21 protein-coding genes and 1 riboswitch are annotated in these 18,974 nt (G+C 62.6%); of the genes, 15 read left to right on the forward strand and 6 right to left on the reverse strand.

Features of this window, described 5'->3' with window-relative positions; genetic code table 11:
• Positions 1-189 precede the first annotated feature (189 nt).
• The 4 genes from GC125_RS03675 to GC125_RS03690 all read left to right on the forward strand — a co-directional run bounded on the left by GC125_RS03675 (position 190) and on the right by GC125_RS03690 (position 2,207).
• The gene (locus tag GC125_RS03675; RefSeq protein ID WP_151984093.1) at positions 190-489 is read left to right on the forward strand and encodes a hypothetical protein; all 300 of its coding nucleotides are present in this window, start codon (positions 190-192) and stop codon (positions 487-489) included.
• Entirely contained in the window at positions 490-1,077 is a 588-nt protein-coding gene (locus GC125_RS03680; protein ID WP_502706034.1) for a DNA-3-methyladenine glycosylase, read from the forward strand.
• A 68-nt stretch (positions 1,078-1,145) separates the two neighbouring features.
• Complete coding sequence (locus GC125_RS03685; protein WP_151984094.1) at positions 1,146-1,409, forward strand: DUF6894 family protein; 264 nt, start codon at positions 1,146-1,148, stop codon at positions 1,407-1,409.
• A 78-nt stretch (positions 1,410-1,487) separates the two neighbouring features.
• Positions 1,488-2,207, forward strand: a complete 720-nt coding sequence (locus GC125_RS03690) for a Crp/Fnr family transcriptional regulator (RefSeq protein ID WP_151984095.1) — start codon at positions 1,488-1,490, stop codon at positions 2,205-2,207.
• 7 nt (positions 2,208-2,214) lie between these two features.
• Here GC125_RS03690 and GC125_RS03695 read toward each other — a convergent pair whose 3' ends face one another.
• A complete protein-coding gene (locus GC125_RS03695) occupies positions 2,215-2,619 on the reverse strand; it encodes a hypothetical protein (protein WP_151984096.1) in 405 nt (134 codons plus the stop codon).
• 8 nt (positions 2,620-2,627) lie between these two features.
• Entirely contained in the window at positions 2,628-3,527 is a 900-nt protein-coding gene (locus GC125_RS03700; RefSeq protein ID WP_151984097.1) for a TIGR02587 family membrane protein, read from the reverse strand.
• 262 nt (positions 3,528-3,789) lie between these two features.
• Between GC125_RS03700 and GC125_RS03705 the strand changes: the two genes are divergently transcribed.
• The 3 genes from GC125_RS03705 to GC125_RS03715 are packed head-to-tail and all read left to right on the forward strand — an operon-like array spanning position 3,790 to position 7,275.
• Entirely contained in the window at positions 3,790-4,740 is a 951-nt protein-coding gene (locus GC125_RS03705) for a cupin domain-containing protein (RefSeq protein ID WP_151984098.1), read from the forward strand.
• A 40-nt stretch (positions 4,741-4,780) separates the two neighbouring features.
• A complete protein-coding gene (locus tag GC125_RS03710; RefSeq protein ID WP_199864428.1) occupies positions 4,781-6,103 on the forward strand; it encodes an oligosaccharide flippase family protein in 1,323 nt (440 codons plus the stop codon).
• Positions 6,100-7,275, forward strand: a complete 1,176-nt coding sequence (locus tag GC125_RS03715) for a GNAT family N-acetyltransferase (protein ID WP_151984100.1) — start codon at positions 6,100-6,102, stop codon at positions 7,273-7,275. The genes GC125_RS03710 and GC125_RS03715 overlap by 4 nt, the downstream gene beginning before the upstream one ends.
• A gap of 9 nt (positions 7,276-7,284) precedes the next feature.
• Here the strand turns inward: GC125_RS03715 and GC125_RS03720 are convergent, their stop codons facing one another.
• Both GC125_RS03720 and GC125_RS03725 read right to left on the reverse strand, forming a co-directional pair.
• The gene (locus tag GC125_RS03720; protein WP_151984101.1) at positions 7,285-8,082 is read right to left on the reverse strand and encodes a creatininase family protein; all 798 of its coding nucleotides are present in this window, start codon (positions 8,080-8,082) and stop codon (positions 7,285-7,287) included.
• Between the two features lie 13 nt (positions 8,083-8,095).
• Positions 8,096-8,482 (reverse strand): RidA family protein, encoded by a 387-nt coding sequence (locus GC125_RS03725; protein ID WP_151984102.1) that lies wholly within the window; start codon positions 8,480-8,482, stop codon positions 8,096-8,098.
• Between the two features lie 200 nt (positions 8,483-8,682).
• Here GC125_RS03725 and GC125_RS03730 point away from each other — a divergent pair, with 200 nt between their 5' ends.
• The 7 genes from GC125_RS03730 to GC125_RS03760 are packed head-to-tail and all read left to right on the forward strand — an operon-like array spanning position 8,683 to position 15,240.
• On the forward strand, positions 8,683-9,708 hold the full coding sequence (locus GC125_RS03730) for an ABC transporter substrate-binding protein (protein ID WP_502706035.1): 1,026 nt from the start codon (positions 8,683-8,685) through the stop codon (positions 9,706-9,708).
• Positions 9,709-9,722: 14 nt separating this feature from the next.
• Positions 9,723-10,586, forward strand: a complete 864-nt coding sequence (locus tag GC125_RS03735; RefSeq protein WP_151984103.1) for an ABC transporter ATP-binding protein — start codon at positions 9,723-9,725, stop codon at positions 10,584-10,586.
• Positions 10,579-11,451, forward strand: a complete 873-nt coding sequence (locus GC125_RS03740) for an ABC transporter permease (protein ID WP_151984104.1) — start codon at positions 10,579-10,581, stop codon at positions 11,449-11,451. Before GC125_RS03735 ends, GC125_RS03740 begins: the two co-directional genes overlap by 8 nt.
• Positions 11,451-12,797, forward strand: coding sequence for a cytosine deaminase (locus GC125_RS03745; RefSeq protein ID WP_151984105.1), 1,347 nt, complete (start codon positions 11,451-11,453; stop codon positions 12,795-12,797). The genes GC125_RS03740 and GC125_RS03745 overlap by 1 nt, the downstream gene beginning before the upstream one ends.
• Positions 12,785-14,197 (forward strand): FAD-binding oxidoreductase, encoded by a 1,413-nt coding sequence (locus GC125_RS03750; RefSeq protein WP_502706082.1) that lies wholly within the window; start codon positions 12,785-12,787, stop codon positions 14,195-14,197. The genes GC125_RS03745 and GC125_RS03750 overlap by 13 nt, the downstream gene beginning before the upstream one ends.
• Positions 14,197-14,793, forward strand: coding sequence for an NAD(P)H-dependent oxidoreductase (locus tag GC125_RS03755; RefSeq protein ID WP_199864429.1), 597 nt, complete (start codon positions 14,197-14,199; stop codon positions 14,791-14,793). The genes GC125_RS03750 and GC125_RS03755 overlap by 1 nt, the downstream gene beginning before the upstream one ends.
• Positions 14,794-14,832: 39 nt before the next feature.
• The gene (locus tag GC125_RS03760) at positions 14,833-15,240 is read left to right on the forward strand and encodes a DUF4345 domain-containing protein (protein WP_151984107.1); all 408 of its coding nucleotides are present in this window, start codon (positions 14,833-14,835) and stop codon (positions 15,238-15,240) included.
• On the opposite strand, the gene GC125_RS03765 is transcribed toward GC125_RS03760, so the two are convergent.
• The gene (locus GC125_RS03765) at positions 15,237-17,063 is read right to left on the reverse strand and encodes an ABC-F family ATP-binding cassette domain-containing protein (protein ID WP_286165352.1); all 1,827 of its coding nucleotides are present in this window, start codon (positions 17,061-17,063) and stop codon (positions 15,237-15,239) included. The two genes, GC125_RS03760 and GC125_RS03765, sit on opposite strands and share 4 nt — an antisense overlap.
• A gap of 4 nt (positions 17,064-17,067) precedes the next feature.
• The gene (locus GC125_RS03770; RefSeq protein WP_151984109.1) at positions 17,068-17,742 is read right to left on the reverse strand and encodes a thiamine diphosphokinase; all 675 of its coding nucleotides are present in this window, start codon (positions 17,740-17,742) and stop codon (positions 17,068-17,070) included.
• A gap of 63 nt (positions 17,743-17,805) precedes the next feature.
• Positions 17,806-17,912: riboswitch (TPP riboswitch) on the forward strand.
• Between the two features lie 39 nt (positions 17,913-17,951).
• Between GC125_RS03770 and thiB the strand changes: the two genes are divergently transcribed.
• A complete protein-coding gene (thiB, locus tag GC125_RS03775; protein WP_151984110.1) occupies positions 17,952-18,965 on the forward strand; it encodes a thiamine ABC transporter substrate binding subunit in 1,014 nt (337 codons plus the stop codon).
• Positions 18,966-18,974 lie beyond the last annotated feature (9 nt).

Genomic DNA, 18,974 nt, shown 5'->3' on the forward strand with positions numbered 1-18,974 from the left:
CGAAGCCCACTCCAGTTGCGCGCAGACCGTAGGTGCATGAAGACCCGCTGACACTAACATATGTTCGTTTCAGCGGCGCTAGCTAATGCGTCCGACGGTTCAAGGTACGGGCGACTGTTAACCTTTGTTATTGCGGTGTCTCCGCACAAGAACGATGGTCCGGTCTCGTTCCAGTGGAAGGACAGCGCCATGGACATCACCCGCGAGTTGATTGTTCTCATCGAAGATCCAGCAATCCCTGACAAAGACCGCATCCTGAAAACGCGTTCCCTCGTCGAGACGATGACCTGTCGGTTCGATGACAATGAAAAGGCCGGCCGGATGCGGCGGACCTTCAACGATGCTTATCTCAATCTTCAGCTGGCCGTGATGGCGAACCATCCGAGTATGATCCAGCAATGTCGCGAGCAGTGCCGCGCGATCATCGTCGAGATCGCCGAAACTGCGCGAATGGCGTCCGAACAGTCGACACGGAAGGTGGCTTCTTAGTTGCAGACTTTGAGCGATCCGCCCGCCGGACTGACGTTGGCGCCGCTCTCGTTTTTTGAAGGGGATGCCGTTTCCATTGCCCGGGCCCTGATCGGCGCCACGTTGATCGTGCGTGGCGTCGGTGGGGTTATTGTCGAGACGGAAGCCTATCGCGGCGATGACGCCGCTTCGCACAGCTTCAACGGCGAAACCACGCGCAACCGGGCGATGTTCGGACCGCCGGGGCACGCTTATGTCTACCGGTCCTACGGCATACACTGGTGCCTCAACGTCGTCTGTGCCAGTGGGCAGGCGGTGTTGTTCCGAGCCATCGAGCCGGCGTTCGGCCTGGAGACCATGCGCGCACGACGAGCCCGGGAAAAAACCCGGGAGCTGTGCGCTGGACCGGGGCGACTGGGACAGGCCCTCGGTATTGATCATGCCGACGATGGACAACCGTTCGATGGGAGCGGTTTGGAAATCCGCACTCCGCCAACATCGTCCGTGCCCGTTCTTGCGGGCCCGCGCATCGGCATTACCAAAAACGTGGACATACCCTGGCGCTTCGGACTGTCGGGCTCGTCCTATCTCAGCCGTCGGTTCGCTTGAGATGGATGGAACATCGAAAGGGTCAATGGCTTTGGCTCGCAGGGATCGTCCGGCTGAGGAGAGACGACATGCCCCCGCCACAACGCTTGGAGCCCGTCTTGCCGGTTTATCAGTTCAAGTTCACCAAACAGCACGGCACCGAGACCGTCGACGGGATATTTCTGGCAAACGAAGCAGCACTGCAGCAGGAAGCAGTCCGCAGCGCGCGCGACATCATGCATGAAGGCATCGACGAGGGTCTGGACCGCTCGCAATGGGTACTGCACGTATTTGACGCGCAGGGCCGTTTGGTGCTTCATCTTCCCTTCGCAGAACTTTTGCAGCCGGATTAGTTCATTCAGATTGCTCGGCCTTCCGATGATTTTCATGAAGGCCGCATTTGTCCGCGCAACTTGTTGAATGGAAGACGCATGCCGCATTGCCTAAAGCTCAATCTCTCCGCTCGCGACAGGTTGAGCGAAGCCGAGTGCGCGATCATCGATCAGATGGGGGCCCGGCAGAAGCTCATACCCGCCAAGCACGACATCGTTCGCGAGGGGGACGTTCCGACCGACAGCTGTCTCGTCCTCTCGGGATTTTCTGCCCGCTATCACCTTCTGGCAAACGGCAAGAGACAGATCAGCGCCATCCATGTGTCTGGCGATTTCGTCGACCTGCACAGTCTGCTTCTGAACGAAATGGACCACGGCGTCGTGGCGCTGAGCGACTGCCACGTGGCTCTCGTGCCGCACCGGTTTCTGCGCGAACTGACGGAAACCGAGCCGCATCTGTCTCGGCTGTTATGGCTTTCGACGCTGATCGATGCCGCCGTTCACCGGCGATGGCTGGTCACGTCCGGCCGCCTGTCCGCCAGCGCTCAACTGGCCCATCTGCTATGCGAGATATTCCTCAGGTTGCAGGTCGTGGAGCAGGTCGATGGCAACAGCTTCAATTTCCCCATCAGCCAGGTGGAGCTGAGTGACGCGCTTGGACTTTCGACCGTTCACATGAACCGTACAATCCGTGATCTGCGCACTCAGGGGCTGGTGTCCTGGAAAGGATCGGAAGTGACGATCCTCGACTGGGACCGCCTTGTCGAACACAGCGACTTCGATTCCGTGTACCTCAATATCGGTCAGCGTGCCCGCTGATGCCGGCTCAGGGATCGGCGTAGCCTTCCACTATGACCTCGAACTCGGTCGTGCCCTTCGGCAGGTAAAGCCCGCCGGTCTTGGTCGAGCCCGCCGAGACATGGTCGATATGGACCGACCGCCGTTCCTCTTCGCCGGGACCGTCGTCGAAGACAGCCGACACGATGACGTTTGCCGCGGCGCGCGAACCGTCGTTGCGCACGCTGAAGAGCAACTGGCCCGTCTCTGCGAAATCCGCAGCCTGCTCGGTGGTCACGGTCAGGCTCGGTACTCCCCCGGTCGTCGTCACACCGCGAAAGACGAGGAAGCCGACAATCGCGACGATCATGATTGCCGAAACGATGCCGATGGCCCATTCAACCTGCTCGGCCCGCTTTTCGGCACGCCGTGCCGTCTCAGACTTCTCGCGCATGATTACCCTTACAGGATGAGGCGTGCGGCAGCAGCGCCAAGCGCTGCCGGAAACGCGAGAACGATCGTCGTCATGACGGTCGGGAGAAGAGCCTCGCCATCGAGACGGCCGAAACTCCAGAGTACGAAGAGGCTGATGAGGATAGCCAGCAGATAGCCGACCAGCGTGAAACGTACGAAATCGCTGATCCAGGGTGCATCGTTCGTCGTCAGCGCGCTGCCCTTGAAGCCGACGGCATAGACGAAGCCGTGCATGACCAGCAGCGAAACCCCCAGCAGCAGTACGGCGTGCAATGGCGTCATCATATGGGCGATCATCGGCATTTCGTCCGTCGGCGCCACGTTGAGGCTGAGGAAGAGAGCGCCGACTGCCATCAGGAACAATTCGCCACCATAGTCGCGCAGGGGCGTATCGGACGATGCGGTGTCATCGTTCTGTTCGGCGGCGTCATCGTCGCCATCTTCCCCACCAAGTTGGCTGCGGCCAAGGAGTGCTCCGATGCTGGCGGGAATGGCCTGCAGAACGATCTTTCCGATGACCTCGTCGAAGGACATGCCCGGACCAATCACCTTGAAGACGGCCAGCACGACCGCGGCCGTCAGGAGCCCGATGGTAAAGGCGACGCAGGCGTCGCGCACGTCTTCCTGCCAGTCCCAGGTATCCTCGAAGCCGATCCGACGCGCGAGCCCGACAAGAAGCGGCAGCGTCACGATGACCAGCATTGCCAGGCGGAAACGGTCGAGTGTGAAGCCCAGCCACCAAAGCTCCATCGTCATCAGCATCGGCAGCGAAAAGATCAGCGCACCGCCTGCGGCACGACCAATGCCGACGATCTTTTCACGCAAGGGCGCGTGCTGGTCCGCGTCTAAGCCGTCGTTGCGTGTCGACACGATTGCTGAAGTCCCCATGGGTGCGCACTTAACATTCGGCGCCGCTGCGAGTTCCGCGAAGCCCACGTTCAAGCCAATGAAGACAATAGCACAAGCAGCCGTAAGGAGCGGTTAAGCATCAAAACCGATTGCGGCAGCGGCGAGCTATTCACACGCCACGGTTTCAATGTCTGGTAATCGCTGAACGATAGCGTCCCGCATGATTGACGGCATTCGTTACGGACATCGATGCGATCCCATGCGTCGGACCGATCGATGTCACGTGCTGGGGAGATGACAGATGACAGATCTTTTCGCGAATTTCGGACCGGAGGCGCGTGCGCTTTGGGGACATCACGACGTGAAGTTGCGGCACCGGCTGCATGAACGACCCCTCTTTGGTGACGAGCAGCTTGGACGCGTTCTCGACGCGATCGAACCCCACCAGATGGCGATCAACACGATGGGGCGCGGCGGTCACGATGCGCGGACATGGTCGTACTGCCAGCGCGGCGATTTGAGCGGCAAGCAGCTCATCGATGCGGTGCGCCAGGGTCGCATCTGGATCAACGTCACCTCGGTGCACAACGTGGTCCCGGAATTCGGCGCATTGCTGGACGAGATGTTCGCCGAAATCGGCGCGCAGGTTCCCGAAATGAAGGTCATCCGCAAGTCGATGGGCCTCTTGATCTCCTCGCCCAACGCCCAGGTCTTCTACCACGCCGATGTTCCCGGCCAGTCGCTCTGGCAGATTCGCGGGGAAAAGCGGATCTACATCTACCCGAACGGCGAGCCCTTCCTGAAGCCGAAGGATCTCGAAAACATCATCCGCGGCCGCACCGAGGAAGAGGTGCCCTACCAGCCCTGGTTCGATGCGCATGCCCGCGTCTACGACCTCAAGCCCGGCGACATGCTGCATTGGCCGCTGAACGGGCCGCACCGCGTGCAAAATGCCGATTGCCTCAACATCTCTCTGACGACCGAACACTGGACGCCGGCGATCCGCCGCCATTTCGGCGTGCAGTACGGCAACGGCTTGCTGCGCTCTGCGGGCTACGCGCCGCGTTCGCGCTCGACGGACGGTATCGCCGCCTATGTCAAGTGCGGGCTCGCCGTTGCGTGGCGTCTGGCGGGCCAGCAGCAGCGGCAGAGCTTCAAGCGCGTGATGCGCTACAAGCTGGACTCACGCGAGCCGGGCTTCCTGGTTCCGCTCGACCGCCAGCCCGAGCCGATGCTGCAGGCAGCCGAGTAGGAGCACGGTCATTTCCAGGCGCAGCGACATTCTGGGCAGATTGTTCGATGCCCGTCGGCGACAGGGGCTGACGGTCATCGGCGTGCGCGTGATCGGGGCAGGGCTCGCGCTCGTTGCCCAAATCTTGGCCGCGCGCATGATCGGCCCGGAGGATTTCGGGCGATACAGCCTGCTGCTCGTCTGGCTGCTGCTGATGGGGCACGGCGCAACGGTCGGCACAAACCAACTGATCTGCCGCTTTCTCGCCCAGTATCTCGAAGCCGGCGAGCGTCATGCGGCCGCGGGGCTTCTGCGTGCCGTCTTCAGCGTGGTCGCTTGCCTTGCGGGAAGCCTGGCGCTCGGTGCGATCGGCGTGCTGTGGCTCAACCCGTTCGGCTTCGATACGGCCATGGTGGCGCTCGGCATGATCGCCTTCATGGCGGCGCCGCTCCTGACGCTGCAGGACTATCTCGAGGCGATCGCGCGCGGCATGGACAAGCCGACGCTCGGCATCGCCCCCGCCTATGTGATGCGGCATCTCGGCTTGATCGTCGGTCTGGTCGGCCTTCTCGCCATGGGTGAGAGTGCCGATGCATTCACCGTCATGACGCTGACGATCGCGGGTCTCGCCGCGAGCTGTCTCATCCAGTATGTCCTGATCCGATCGCATCTGAACGAAGCTCTCCAGGGCGCGGCGCCGTCGTTCGGCGAGCGCCGCAAATGGCTCCGCGCCGCCATGCCGATTGCGCTCGTCGATGCGGCGGAGGTTTTGTTCCTCAATGCCGATGTCCTGATCCTCGGTCTTTTCCTGCCGCCGGAACTCGTTGCGTTCTATTTTGCCGCCACGCGGCTGGCGCAGGTTCTGGGCTATGTGCCCTACGGCGTCTCGGCCGTCACGGCGCAGCGCTTCGCCGCGTTGTCGGCAACAGGCGATCGTGTCGGCTTGCAGGCCATGGTGCGACAGGCCGCGCTGATCTCCAGCACGCTCACGGCCATCGGCGCGCTGGTGCTGAGCATTCTGGCCGCGCCGCTCCTCAGCCTCTTCGGTGACGGCTTCGAGGCTGCGGCGCTCGTCGTGCCGCTGCTCTGCTTCGGCACGGTGATCCGTTGTCTGCTTGGACCCGGCGAAGACGTGCTGACCATGCTGGGCGAAGAGCGTGCCTGCTCGCTCAGTTTCATGATGGCACTTGCCCTCAACATCGCCCTCAGTTTTGCGCTCGTTCCTCTGATCGGCCTTTACGGAGCGGCAATCGCCACCGCCGTGTCGATCACGATGCGCAGCGCCCTGATGGCCTATTTCGGCTACCGGCGTCTCGGCATCATTCTGCCGGTCGGTATCCCAGACAGCATTGGCACCGCAGCCTTGAAAGGAAATCCGTCATGAGCCAGACGCAGGTCCTCGGCGGCAGAGCGACGCTTTCCAACAAGCGCACTCTTTCGGAATTCGACTGGACGATCGGCGATGCGCGCACCCTGTTGCGGCTCGATGCGCAGGCGTGGGACAGCCTGTCTGCCGAAAGCCTGGTCGAGAACCCCTTCTACGCCCGACCCTACCTCTTGGCGGGGCTCGGTCGCGTTGAACGCACGGCGGCCAAGCGGGCATTGGTGATACGCTCGCCGGGGGCCGGCCTCGTCGGGCTTTTCCCTTTCCGAAGCTTCGGTGTTCCGCCGTTCAGCGTCGCGCGCGGTGCGGCGAACATCTATCAGGCGAGCGGAACGCCGCTCATCCACCGCCGCCATGGCGCTCGTGTCATCGCGCAATTCGTCGACCTGCTTGCGGCAGGCCGCATCGCGCCGCTGTTCGTTCTGCGTCACATCGACATGAGCACCAACTTTGCCACAAGCCTGATGCAGGAAGCGCGGCGCGCCGGCTTGATCATCGAGGAAACCCATCGCTACGACCGTCCGAAACTGACCCGCATGGAGGGCGGCTTCGACCGCCACATCGACACCGTGATCAGCCGCAGCCGTGCCAAGGATTTGCAGCGCAATTTGCGGCGGTTGAAGGAGATCGGAACCGTTACGTTCGAACGCGCCGACTGTCCTGAAGCCGTCGACGAGCGGCTGGAGGATTTTTTACGCATTGAACACTCCGGCTGGAAAGGTGCGCGCGGCACGTCATTTCTCGCCAATCCGCGCCATGCGGCTTTTGCGCGGCTCGCTTATGGCGGCACGGCCGGGCTCAGCGTGATCGACAGCCTGTTGCTCGACGGCAAGCCTATCGCCGTCAGCATCAATATGGCCGGCGGCGCCACCAACTTCACGCCGAAATGCGCCTATGACGAAACCTACAAGCGGTTCAGCCCGGGGTTGCTTCTCGAATACTTCGTCATCAAGGCGTTTTATGAGGACAAGCGCTGGGAGCAGATGGATTCTGCCACGGGTATCCAGGACCACATCATTGGCGGTTTCTGGAACGACACGATGCCGATGGCGGACCTCGCGCTTGCACCGGACACTGTGCGTGGACGCCTGACCGTTGCGGCGCATCGCCAGACCTTGAAGGGAATCTCGATCGCCAAGGATTTGCGCGATCGATACTGGCGCCGTGGCTGACAGGAACGGTTAGACGTCCGAACGTGCCGTGGGCAACGGACGCCGCTGAACCTCTTCCAGAAGGCCGAGCATTCCACGCACCTGATGGGCGGCGATCTGCCGGCCCTTCTCGGCGGTCGCGGCAGCGGCATTGCCGACGGCGCCCGACGCCTGCACGTCGGTCGCTATCCAAGCGTAGGACGGCATGCCGGTCGGGCGAAGATGGCGATAGTTCTCTTCATCGGCGACGGCGATCGAGGTGAAATTCTCGGCCCGCTGCATATCGACCAAGTGCGGCTTGAAGTGCAGCACCAACGATGTCTCCACATCGCCGCCGTGGATTCCGTGGCGCTGCTCGTCTTGGTCGATCAGCCCATCCGGATAGCCGAAACTCCAGCCTGTCTTCACCACGAACATGCCGTGCCTGACGCGCAGTTCGCGCGCGACGATGCCCATGATGTCGACATTGCCGCCATGGGAATTGACGAAGACCAGCTTGCGGATGCCGGCGCGGGCGACGCTGTCGCCGATCTCTGTCCATGCGTCGATCAGCGTCGTGGCTGTCTTCGTCACGGTGCCCTTGGAGAAGAGATGTTCGTTCGACTTACCGACCGACTGGACCGGCAGAATGCGCAGATCCAGCGTCTCGGGCGTTGCGGCGATCAGTTCGTCGAGCAGGCCCTGGTTGATGATCGTGTCGGTGCCGACCGGCAGATGCGGGCCATGCTGTTCGATGGCTGCAATCGGTACGAGGGCGATCGTCGACATCGGATCGCAATTGTCGAAATCGCTGGCGAGGAAGTCGGTCCACCAGATCTTGCGGGTCATGACGGCGTCTCCTTCAGGCTTTACCGGCCGCGACGAGTTCGATCTCGACGACGAATTCCGCACGGGCGAAACCGGAGACGATCACCAATGTCGAGGCAGGGTATGGCGCGGTAAACAGCGCGTTTCGAACGCTCATATAGTCCGGCAGGTGGCTGCGATCGGTGACGTAGGCATTGATCCTGACCACGTCCGCCAAGGACAGGCCATCCTCCTTCAGGATCGCCTCTGCATTGGAAAAGCACAGCCGCGTCTGGCTCGCGCAATCGAGGGGGATCGTTCCATCGGGTGCGATGCCCAACTGGCCGGAACAGAAGACGATGCGGTGGCCTTCGGGCACGACGATGCCGTGGCTGTAGGCGGAGAAAGGCGGGTGGATGTCGGTGGGCTGGAGGCGCTTCATGCTGCGGACAATAATCGTGCCGTGTCACCATGCAATCAGGAAAAGAATGGCGACTGATTAATGTGCAGGCAAAGCGTCTTCTGGTGAATCTTTGGGCTTAACACCGAATGGCGTTGCGCTAGTCTCAGGCGCGAAACCGAGCGAGCGAGCCTCGATGCTTCCCTCGTGAGCGGTATGCCAAAAAAACAGGGGATGGGTCCATGCCAGTGATTTCGAACCGCCATATCGCCAGCGCCGCAGTCGTTGCAGCGGCGATGCTCACGTTGCCTGCTCAGGCGCAGGACGGCGAGCTGATCGATGTAAGCTACGGCACAAACTGGCTTGCCCAGGCGGAACATGGCGGTTTCTACCAGGCTATCGCCGACGGCACCTATGAGGAATACGGCCTCAACGTCACCATCCGGCAGGGCGGACCCCAGGGCGCGAACCGGGCGCTGCTCGTCGGCGGCCAGATCGATTTCTACATGGGCGGCGCCACTTCTGCGATCAACGCAGTGAAGGAAGGTATCCCGACCATCACGCTGGCGGCGATCTTCCAGAAGGACCCGCAGGTTCTGATCGCGCATCCCGACCAGGGCTTCGACACCTTCGCCGACCTTTCCGGCGCAAGCCAGCTCATCATGGGCCAGGAAGGGTTCACCACCTATTTCGAATGGATGAAGTCGAATTTCGAAGGCTTCTCGGACGAAATGTACACGCCCTATACGTTCAACCCGGCGCCTTTCATCGCCGATGAGCGCGCCGTCCAGCAGGGGTACCTGACGTCCGAGCCGTTCGAGATCGAGCGCCAGGCAGGCTTCGAGCCGGTGGTCTATCTGCTCGCGGACGAGGGTTTCGATCCCTACTCCACGACGATCGAGGCGATGCGGCCCTTCGTCGAGGAAAACCCGGATGTCGCCAAGCGCTTTGTCGAAGCGACGGCGATCGGCTGGGCCAATTATCTCTACGGCGACAACACGGCCGCAAACGACCTGATCAAGGCCGACAATCCGGAAATGACGGACGAGCAGCTTGAATACTCGCTGGAGAAGATGAAGGAATACGGTATCGTCGTTTCGGGAGAAGCCGAGGAACAGGGTGTCGGCTGCATGACCGATGCGCGCTGGCAGAACTTCTATGACAACATGGTCGAGGCCGGTGTCTTCGAAGCCGGAATCGATATCAGCCAGGCCTATACGACCGAGTATGTCTGCCAGGGCGTCGGCGTCGATCTGATGGATCAGTAGGCCCCTGCGTGGGGATGAGCGAAGGGACGGCCCAGGTGGCATTGGCGTTGAAGACACCTTCGGAACAGGTCTCGCCCGGGCGTGCGGGTGCGCGCCCGGTGGTTGCGCTCACCAACGTGTCGAAGGTGTTCTCGAACGGAACGAAGGCATTGTCGAACATGACGATGTCGGTTCGTCCGGGCGAGTTCGTCAGCCTGCTCGGACCTTCCGGCTGCGGCAAGTCGACGGCGCTTCGCATCATCGCCGGGCTCGGCGAGCCGAGCAGCGGAACGATCGACTGGCCGTCGTCGCAGATCGACAGCCGCGGGCTGCCCCAGGGTGATGTCGGTTTCGTCTTCCAGGAGCCGACGCTGATGCCGTGGCAAACGGTGTTCGGTAACGTCTACCTGCCGCTGAAGCTGCGCGGAAAATCGAAAAGCGCAGTGAAAGAGCAGATTATGGAGACGCTGGCGCTCGTCGGCCTCCAGGATTTCGCCGACGCCTATCCGCGTGAACTGTCCGGCGGGATGAAGATGCGCGTCTCGATCGCCCGCGCACTGGTCACCAAGCCGAAGCTGCTCTTGATGGACGAGCCCTTCGCGGCGCTCGACGAAATCACGCGGCAGAAACTGAATGACGACGTGCTGCGGCTTTGGGCGCAGTCCGGCCTGACCGTGATCTTCGTTACCCATTCGGTCTTCGAATCCGCCTATCTCTCCAGCCGCATCGTCGTGATGAAGGCAAGACCTGGCCAGGTCTTCGCCGATATCGCGCTCGATCCGCCGCTCGAGCGGGACGACCATTTTCGCACGTCGGAAACCTACCGCGCCATCTGTGCCGAGGTGTCCGATGCGCTGCAGGCGGCGATCGTGAAGGGTGGAGGTGTGCACCATGGCTGATGCGCTCGGCAGCACTGCCCGCGAAGCCGCAGAGGATAAGGCCGAACCGGAGCGGGCTGCTCCCGCGCGAGGACCCCTGGTGCCCGATCGATTGCTCAGGATCGTCGTGCCGCTCGGCATGTTCTGCCTCGCGGTCCTCGCCTGGCATCTCTACGTCACCATCAACGAGGTTCCGCACTATATCCTGCCGAGCCCCGTGCTTGTGGCGCAGGCCTTGTGGAACGACTGGGGTACGCTTGCGCCGGCGCTGTTCGTCACCGTCAAGATCACTTTCACGGCGCTCTTTATGGCGCTCGTCGGCGGGGTGGGGCTTGCCATTCTTCTCGTCCAGTCGCGCTGGATCGAACTCGCTCTTTTTCCCTTTGCCGTCATCCTGCAGGTAACACCGATCGTTGCGATCGCGCCGCTGCTGTTGATCTATGCATCGGACACGCAGACGGCGCTGCTCATCTGCGCATTCCTCGTCGCCTTCTTTCCAATCCTGTCGAACATGGTTCAGGGGCTGAAGAGCGTCGATCACAACCTGATCAATCTGTTCGAGCTCTATGGCGCAAGCCGCTGGCAGACGCTGATCCACCTGAAGATCCCGGCATCGCTGCCCTATTTCATGGCAGGCCTGCGCATCGGCGGCGGGCTGGCACTGATCGCGGCCGTCGTCGCCGAATTCGCGGCGGGCTCTGCCGGTGCCGGTTCCGGGCTCGCCTTCCGACTGCTTGAAAGCCAGTATCGCCTCAATATTCCACGCCTCTTCGCAGCGCTCGTCCTGTTGACGGCCACGGGCGTCGCGATTTTTGCCTTGACCTCCTTCATCTCCTGGCTCTCGCTACGGCGTTGGCACGAGAGTGCAATCCGCCGGGAGAATTGATGACCGCCACGACTGCAGCCGGGGCAAGCCGTCTTGTCCTGAAGAACGCGCGTCTGCCGGATGCGCTGGCCGGCAAGCCGACATCAGCCGCGGTGCCGCGCGTCGACATCACGATCGCGGATGGTCTGATCGCCGCCATCGAGCCATCATCAGAAGATGGCGGGGACGGCTCGGCGGCAACCGGCGCTGACACCCACGACATGCGCGACGGGCTGGTTCTGCCCGCTTTCGTCGACATCCACACCCATCTCGACAAGGGCCATATCTGGCCGCGCAAGCCCAATCCCGATGGGACGTGGATGAATGCCCTGCTGTCGGTCGCCGAGGATCGCGAGCGGCACTGGTCTGCGTCCGACGTCGAGCGACGGATGGAGTTTTCGCTGCAGGCAGCCTATGCGCACGGAACTGCGGCGATCCGCACCCATCTCGACAGCGCTCCTCCACAGCACGGCATCACCTGGGACGTGTTCGAAAAGGTGCGTGAGCGCTGGGCCGACCGCATCGAGCTGCAGGGTGTATCGCTGCTCGGGCCCGACCATCTGCTCGACAAGAACATCGTGGCCGAAGTGGTGCGGCGCACCAAAGCCGGCAACGGCGTGATGGGCGGCGCGATCGCCGATCATCCTGAAACAAAGACAGCCATGCGCAACGTCGTGGAGGCGGCGGGCGAGGCCGGGCTCGATCTCGACATTCACTGCGACGAGACCGGCAACCGGGAGGCATCGGCACTCTACTGGCTCGCCGAAGCGGTGATCGAGACGGGCTACAAGGGCCGTGTCGCGGCCGGACATTGCTGCGCGCTCGCGGTGCAGGACGAGGCAACGTTCCAGAAGACCTTGGAGCGTGTGGCGCGCGCCGGGATCGCCGTCATCTCTTTGCCCATGTGCAACATGTACCTGCAGGACCGTGCGGAAAACGGCGCGCGTACGACGCCGCGCTGGCGCGGGGTCGCGCCGCTGCGCGAACTGGCGGAAGCCGGCGTGCCCGTGGCGATTGCATCCGACAACACCCGCGATCCGTTCTACGCCTATGGCGATCTCGATTGCATCGAAGTGCTGCGCGAAGGCGCGCGCATCCTGCATTTCGACCATCCGGCAGAAGAAGCCTGGATCTGGGCCCGCAGCGTCGGTGCCACGCCGGGCGCCTTTGCCGGCATGGAGGCGAAGGCCGAGATCGTCGTCGGTGCGCCGGCAGATCTCGTTCTTCTCGGCGCCCGCAACTGGTCGGAGATGATGGCGCGCCCACAGGCCGATCGGAAAATCATGCGCGCCGGCCGCATCATCGATGCGAAACTGCCCGACTACCGCGACCTCGACGATCTCATGGGAGACACATCATGGACCTGACCGGCTTCCGCGCGGCGCTTGGCGATATCCCGATCGAAGATCATCCCCGGCTCGTGCAGCAGAAGAGCCGCGACCACTATTGGTATTCGCCGATCCTGAAAGCTCAGCTCGACAAGGTCACGGCCGATCTCGTCGTCATGCCGCGCAGCGTCGAGGATGTCGTGACGATCCTTGCCGCCGCCTACAAGTTCGACGTCCCGATCACGCCGCGCGGCGCCGGTACCGGGAATTACGGCCAGGCCATGCCGCTTGCGGGCGGCGCCATGCTCGATCTCAAGAACATGGACACGGTGCTGGAGATCAAACCGGACCGGGTTCGGGCGCAAGCCGGCGCGATCATGGTCAAGATGGATGAGGAAACGAAGGCCGCGGTCGGCGCGGAACTGCGCTTTCATCCCTCCACCTATCGCATGGCGACGATCGGCGGCTTCATCGCAGGCGGATCAGGTGGCATCGGATCCGTGCGCTGGGGCGGTCTGCGCAATCTCGGCAACATCCTCGGCCTGAAGATCGTCACCTGCGAGGAAACCCCGCGCGTGCTCGACATTCGTGGTGCCGACATCATGAAGCTCGCCCATGCCTACGGCACCAACGGCATCATCGTGGAAGCGGAAATGCCGCTCGCGCCGGCCTATGACTGGGTGGAAGTCGTCGTCGGCTTCGACGATTTCCTCGCATCCTGCCGCTACGCCGAAGCGCTCGCCGGCCAAGACGGCATTCTGCTCAAGGAAATCTCGCCCGTCGCCGCGCCGATACCTTATGACTATTTCGGCCGCTACCGGGATTTCCTGAGGCAGGACCAATCGGTGGTGCTGATCATGGTCGCGCCGAATTCCGTCGACGCGCTGAAACTCTTCACCGACCATCATGGTGGCGAGATCCTGCACCGCAGCGATGTGCACGATCTCGATGCGGACGGCCGCAAGCTGCCGCCGATCTATGAGTTCACCTGGAACCACACGACGCTCCGCGGCCTGAAGATCGATCCGACGATCACCTATCTCCAGACGCAGTATCCGACGCTCGATCATCTGGAGAAAATCTACAAGCTCCTCGGCGACGAGATGCCGATGCATATCGAGATGACGCGCTTCGACGGGCGCGTTGTCTTCTCCGGCTTGCCCATCGTGCGCTACACGGGCGAGGAGCGTCTCGAGGAAATCATACGCCTGCACGAGGAGAACGGTTGTCTGGTCTTCAACCCGCACCGCTACACCCTCGAGGAAGGCGGCATGAAGCAGACCGACCGGGCGCAACTCGCGTTCAAGAAGGAAGCCGATCCGAAGGGTCTCCTCAATCCCGGCAAGATGATCGCGTGGGATGACCCGGACTTCGATTTCGACTCCGGTCGCGTGTGGTTGTTTGCCGGTCTCGGCGTGCAGGCGCGAGGCGCAGCCTGATGCGGGTCCACGTCGTGCATGCCCATCCGGTCGAGACGAGCTTCAACCGCACGCTTTTCAACACCGTCTGCGAGACGTTGCAAGCCGCCGGCCACGAGGTGGATGCGCTCAGCCTCTACGACGAGGGCTTCGAGGCGACGCTATCGCGCGAAGAGCGCCTGAACTATCACGACGTGCCGCACAATGTGACGGACACCATCCGGCCCTATGTGGAACGGCTGAATGCCGCGGACGCAATCGTGTTCGTCCATCCGGTCTGGAATTTCGGCTACCCGGCGATCCTCAAGGGATATTTCGACCGCATTTTCCTGCCGGGCGTGTCCTTCACCATGTCGGCGGGCTCCGACCGGGGGCATCTGAAACCGAACCTTACCCACATCCGGAAGGTCGCCTTCGTCGCGACCTATGGGGGTACGCGCTTCCGTGCCATGCTGATGGGCGACCCGCCGCGCAATCTCGCTCGCCGCTGGGCCTGGGCGACGTTTCGCGGCAAGCGGCCGCCGGACTATCTCGCGCTTTACGATATGAACAACAACGAAGCGCCGGAATTGAGCGGCTTCATCGAGCGCTTGCGCCGTCATTTCGCGCGGTTTTGAGCGCACCAGCCGCGCCGTGCTCTGGGAGGAGGGGACGTCATGAATGAACGCCGCCTCCTTCAGGTCGTGGTCGCGGTGCTGTCGCTCATGCCCGTCTGCGCCGGGCTTGCCGGTGTCGTACTCGGCCCCGGGTTTCTTTCAACCGAGGAACCATGGTCGGCCAGCCTCGACAGCCATGTTCGCTTCCTCTCCGGCGTTTTCTTCGCACTTGGACTCGCGTGGTGGAGTTGCGTCCCAAACATTGAGAGGAAGACGGACCGCATGCGCCTGCTCGGCGTGGCAACGATCGTCGGTGGCTTGGCGCGGCTCGGTTCGCTCGTTGTTGTCGGCGTCCCGTCTGCCGGACATCTGGTCGGCCTCGGCCTCGAGCTCGTCATCGTGCCGCTGATCCTCGTCTGGCAGACGCGGATCCGGCGCATCGCCTTAAGCGGTGAGGGACGAACCTAGCCCTCGATCTCCTCGCGCAGGACTTCGAGTTCCAGCCATTCCTCTTCCATGCGATCGACATCGCCGCGCAATGTTTCAAGCGCCTTGGCATCACGAGCGAACGCTTCGGCCTGCTTGGTAAAGTAATCGGGCTTGGCCATGCGTGCCTCGATGGCAGCGATTTCCGCCTGCTTCGTCTCTATCTCCTTGGGCAGGGTTTCGAGCGCGAATTTCTGCTTGTAGGAGAGCTTGCGGGACGATCCGGAAGCCTGCGGCTTTTCCTTGCCGCCCGATGATCCCTTCGGCTTGTCGCCGGCGGCCTTCTTGGCGGCATCGTTGGAGAGCTTGCGCTGCGCCATCATATCGGTGAAGCCGCCCGCGAAGGCCGTCCAGCGGCCGTCCGGCGCCATCAGATTGGCGGGCGCAAGCACCGAGCCCACCGTGCGATCGAGGAAGTCTCGGTCGTGGCTGACGAGGATGACGGTTCCTTCGTAGCTCGCGACGATCTCCTGCAAGAGATCGAGCGTTTCCATGTCGAGATCGTTCGTCGGTTCGTCGAGGACGAGCAGGTTCGACGGCCGCGAAAGAATCCGCGCCAGCATGAGGCGTGCCCGCTCGCCGCCCGACAATTCGCGGATCGGGGTGCGCGACTGTTCCGGGTGGAACAGGAAGTCCTTCATGTAGCCGGTGACGTGCTTCTGCACGCCGTTGACCAGCAGCGTGTCGCCGCGCCCGTCGGTCAGATAATGGGCAAGCGTGTCGTTCTCATCGAGGTCGTCGCGGCGCTGGTCGAGAACCGCGATGTCGAGATTTGTGCCGAGGCGCACGAAGCCCGTATCCGGCGCCAGCCGTCCGGTCAGCATGTTCAAAAGTGTGGTCTTGCCAGCGCCGTTGGGGCCGACGAGGCCGATACGATCGCCGCGATGAACCCGCAGCGAGAAATTGTCCACGGCGCAATAGTCGCCGAAATGCTTCGAAATGCCCTCGGCTTCGATGACCAGCTTGCCCGACTGGTTGCCGTCGCTCGCCTGCGTCTCGACGCGTCCGGTCGGACCGCGATGGCTGCGGAACTCCTGCCGCATGGTATGCAGTTCGCCGAGCCGGCGGACGTTGCGCTTGCGCCTCGCCGTCACGCCGTAGCGCAACCAGTGCTCCTCGCGTTCGATCGCACGGCCGAGCTTGTGGAGGTTGCGCTCCTCCTCTTCCATCACCTGGTCGCGCCAGTCTTCGAAATGGGCGAAGCCACGGTCGAGCCTCCGGGTCGTGCCGCGATCGAGCCAGACGGTGGCGCGCGAAACCTTTTCCAGGAAGCGTCGGTCGTGCGAGATGGTGATGATCGCGCCGCGGAAACCGGAGAGCTCCGACTCCAACCACTCGATGGTGGGCAGGTCCAGATGGTTGGTCGGCTCATCGAGCAGAAGAAGATCGGGCGACGGCGCCAGAACGCGGGCAAGGGCCGCGCGCCGCGCTTCGCCGCCCGAGAGGCGGGAGGGTTCTTCTTCGCCGGTCAGGCCAAGATGCTCGAGGAGATAGGTTACGCGATGCGGGTCGTCGCCCGGAGCGAGCCCAGCCTCTGCATAGGAGCGCACGTCCGCGAAGTCGCCGAAATCCGGCGCCTGGAAGAGATAGCGGATCGTGGTCGAGGGGTGCCGGAAGACCTCGCCCGATTGCGGTTCGGCAAGACCGGCGGCGATCTTCATCAGGGTCGACTTGCCCGAACCGTTGCGCCCGACAAGGCAAATGCGGTCGCCTGGCTCGACCTGCAGCGCTGCACCGTCAAGCAGCGGTGTCCCGCCGAATGTCAGATGGATGTCGTCGAGCTTCAAGATAGGTGGTGATGCCAAAGGGTTAGGCTCCGGAAAAGTCGTTCGGGCGGGCAAGCAGCAGGGCAGGTCCGCCCGCGTGCCGGATGGTTACCGGCCCTTCCGCCACATTGGATATGGTGCGTGTCGTGCCGAATGTGCAGTCGAAATCGGTGAGAGGATAGCGCGCGCCCTCGATGGTCAGGCTCGCGATATCTGCAAAGGCCAGCAAGGAGAAGAGGCTGCCCTTCGGCAGATCGAAGGTCATCGGGGTACCGGTGAGGGGAAAACCCTCTTCCTCGCCCGATGTCAGCGTGATCTCGAAGCCTCGTTCCGCCAGCTTCACCGCCAGCGCCATGTGGGCAAAGGCGTGGTCCGTGCGCTCGCCGCCCAATGCACCGACGAGAATTATGCGCCGCGCTCCACTGTCGATCGCCGTTTCGATCGCGATCTCTCCATCGGTCGCATTCTTGGCCGGCGGGTATGGCTCGCGTCTGACATCCGGCCAGCTGTCGATCAGGTGAGCGTCGGCAGAATCGAAGTCGCCGACCCAGAGTTCGGGCTTCACGCGGAGTGCTGCTGCATGGCGCATGCCGCTGTCGGCTGCAATCACGCGGGTGCCCTCAACCTGCGATTTCAGGCGTTCCGTCACGGTCACTTCTCCGCTCAGGAGAACGGCGAAATGCGCATTTGCGTCTGTCGGGGTCGGTTCTGCCTGCATCGCCCGCTGCTCTAGCAGCTTTCACGCGCCTTGCCAGTGCCACCGGCCGCGATTACACATGGAGTTGCTCTAACGGGGTGTTGTCCGGAAACGGACGGCTGAGAGGCGCATGCCAACCCGAAGAACCTGATCCGGCTCATACCGGCGGAGGGATTAGACGCGTCAGAAAACGCCTATTCCCCTGAAAGCCATGAACAGAGGAGGCGTTGATGACGCTGAAGACATTCTTTCCCATGCTGCTCGCGGCCAGTTTCCTGGCTCCCATGTCGTCCGAGGCGCAGGAGGCGACGCGATCGCTCACCGTCTACACCTATGACAGTTTCGTTGCCGAATGGGGCCCGGGACCGCTGATCGAAGAGGCCTTCGAGGCGACATGCGACTGCGACCTGATCTGGGTCGGCGCGGCGGACGGCGTGGCGCTCCTCAACCGGTTGCGGCTGGAAGGCGACCGGGCGGAGGCCGGCGTCGTGCTCGGGCTCGACACCAACCTCGTCGCGGAAGCCAAGGAGACGGGCCTCTTTGCTGCCCATGAAATCGACACAAGCGCGATCGACGTCCCCGGCGGCTTCGAGGACGACGTCTTCGTGCCTTACGATTACGGGCATTTCGCCGTAGTCTACGACACCGAGGTGATCGACACGCCGCCGACAAGTTTGAAGGAACTGGTCGAAGGCGACCCGAACCAGAAGATCGTGATCCAGGATCCACGCACATCGACGCCGGGACTTGGCCTTCTGCTCTGGATCAAGTCGGTCTATGGCGATGATGCCGCATCCGCCTGGGCCGACCTCAAGGACCGCGTCCTGACGGTGGCGCCCGGCTGGTCGGAATCCTATGGCCTCTTCACCGATGGCGAAGCGCCGATGGTGCTTTCCTATACGACGTCGCCGGCCTACCACATGGTTTCGGAGGATACCGAGCGCTATCAGGCGGCGGCGTTCTCCGAGGGGCATTACCTGCAGATCGAAGTGGCAGGCGTTCTTGCCTCGGCGCCCGATATCGATCTTGCACGCGAATTCATGAGCTTCATGACTGGCGAAGGTTTCCAGGACGCCATCCCGACCTACAACTGGATGATGCCCGCAGGCCCGATAAGCGAAGAACTGCCCGAGGCTTTCTCGCGCCTGGTTCAACCGGAAGAAAGCCTGCTCTTTTCGCCGGAAGAAGTGGCCGCCAACCGTCGCGCATGGGTCGATGAGTGGCTGTCGGTGATGGCCGAATAACCAGAGAGC

This window comes from Rhizobium sp. EC-SD404, assembly GCF_902498825.1.
Classification (GTDB): Bacteria; Pseudomonadota; Alphaproteobacteria; order Rhizobiales; family Rhizobiaceae; genus Georhizobium.